The 2267-nt window shown below is 70.3% G+C and carries 1 protein-coding gene; it reads right to left on the bottom strand.

Annotation, left to right across the window (positions count from 1 at the left end):
- Positions 1–275: 275 nt before the first annotated feature.
- The gene (locus K2X24_RS16070) at positions 276–1739 is read right to left on the bottom strand and encodes a hypothetical protein (protein WP_292499357.1); all 1464 of its coding nucleotides are present in this window, start codon (positions 1737–1739) and stop codon (positions 276–278) included.
- Positions 1740–2267 lie beyond the last annotated feature (528 nt).

The raw sequence follows: 2267 nt of genomic DNA, 5'->3' as shown, positions 1-2267 counted from the left end.
CGTGCACTAAATTTGTGCTTGGGAGGCGTGATATTGCTCAATGAAGACCGCCAGAGGGCGTGATCGAATCTCTAACGCTATCATTTGATAGTTTATCGCATGACGATTGATTTTGGGGCGGTAACGTTGTTTGGCGATGCCAGTGGGGCGTCGGCAAACGCATCGAAGCCATCCACAACGTGTCCGATTCAAACGCGACGTGCGGCCGCGCGCGCCGGGGGCCGCGCCAGCCGCTCGAGGCCGTTCCGGGATGCGCGTCCCCTCCCCCCGCAGGCTCAGCCGAGGCGGCGCAGCGCGCCTTCGTGGCGCGGCCGCGCGAGGCCGGGGCTCCGGCGCTCGACGCCCACCGCGCTGCCCGCGACGCTCGGGGCGATCAGGAGGGGCTCGGAGTACTCACGGCTCAGGGCGTAGACGCGGCCCGTGCCGGCTCCCCCCATCGCCGAGAGGCGGAAGGCGAGCCGGCGGCCGGAGATCCGTTCCGCACCCGACCGGGTCCGCACGATCACTTCGCGGACGGAGCCGTGCTGGGCCTGGACCATGCCGAGGGCGTCGACCATCATCGCCCGATCCTCGGGCTCGACATGCGCGAGGACCTCCGCGAGGTCGCAGACCCGCTCCGGCGCGGTCCCGCCCTGTTCGTCCTCGCGATCCGTCCAGACGACTTTCCCGGTCGCGAGATCGATTTCCCAGCAGGTCGAGCCCGACAGGGCCCGGATGGCCCGGATCCGGTCGCGGCTGCGCGCGAGGGCCGCGCGCTTCTCCTGAAGCAGGCGCTCGCGCACCATGCTCCGCGCGACGGCCGCGCGGATCGATCCGGTGAGGCGGTTCAGATCGCGGGTCAGGGGGAACGGAACCGTCCGGGTCTGGCCCTCCTGGCGGCAGAGCGCCTCGGCGAGATCGAGGCTGCATGCCGCCCATCCGCCGAGAAGCCAGCCGACCGCGGCCGCGAACAGGCCGGCGCCGAGCAGGACCAGGAGGGGAAGCGCCGGGGCCGCGGTCTCTGCGGGCCGCAGGGTCACGAGCCATCCCACGCCGCCCTGCTCGACGTCGCCGACGGTCGCCCGAACCTCGGGCCCCTGCGCGTCCGGACCGGATTGGTGGAGGCTACGCCCCGATCCGTTCATGACGCGGATCGAAAGGCCCCGCCCCCCGTTCGGGAGCATGCGCCGGGCGCCGGCGACGATTCCATCGGTCCATTCGGGCGGGAGCTGGACGGCGACGATGCCGAGGGGAGCGCCGGCTTCGCCCACGGGGGCCGCCACGATGAGGTTGCGGGTCACGCCGATTCCGGCCCGGCTCCCGTGCGCGGCCTCCCCGACCACCAGGCCCGAGAGCGCCTTGGCGAACCAGGGACTGCCGGAGACGTCCGCCCCTTGGATGCTTCGACGCGAGGCCGCCAGAACCTCACCCGCCCGGTCGGCGAAGAGCGCGTCGGCCAGTTCGGGATGGAGCCGCTGCCAGGCCGCGAGCAGGCGCGCCGGTGCGTCCGGATCTCCGCCGTGCGCCTGGATCGCCAGGCTCTGTGCCACGAAGAGCAGTTCCCGTTCGACCGCCAGAAGCCCCTGTTCCAGCCGTTCGGCGACGAGGTCCGCCTGGACGCGCCACGCGGCCTCCATGCGCCGCGCGTCGCCGGTGCCGCGATCGCTCGTGCTCAGGACGGCGAGCCCGCCGAACGCCGTGGCCAGGATGAGCAGGAAGGCCAGCAGGCTGCGGAGGGAGGAAAACAGTCCGTAGCGCATAGGCCTGCCAAACGAGCGAAGGTGCCGCATTCGACCGGCCGGTCGAGATGAGTTAACAAGTCATTGCCAAAAATAGTAAACGAAAAATTACCGGCGGATGCGCCGCTTTAAACTTGTCCGCTCCCGGCGCGTCAGTCCTCCGGTGTGCGGTCTGCGCGGCAATCTTTTGCGTGTCCGTCCAAAGCGCATTCGTCGCTGGGCCGGCGGCGCAGGCGAGCCCGCCCACGCCAGGAGCCGCCAGCATCAGCGCGCGGGCCCATGTCGGTGTTCTGAGCGACAGCGCCGGGCCGGAAGCCGTCCTTCGCGCGTGGGTTCCGGCGGTCAGCCTATGATCGTTTTCCGAGTACGCGGCGGGCTTGATTCGGCCGATGGGGTGATCGGCACTGCCTGCTCGCGCGATGAGCCGGGACACGACCGGCGTTAACGCACGCCGGTCGCGAACACGACAGATCTACGTCATGGTGGGCATGACGAAGTCGGCGCCGGCGCGGATGCCGGTGGGCCAGCGGGTGGTGATGGTCTTGAGGC

Source organism: Methylobacterium sp. (genome assembly GCF_019750675.1).
Lineage (GTDB): Bacteria > Pseudomonadota > Alphaproteobacteria > Rhizobiales > Beijerinckiaceae > Methylobacterium.
Note: the sequence above shows the minus strand (reverse complement) of the source record. Positions and strands in the feature narration are given on the sequence as shown.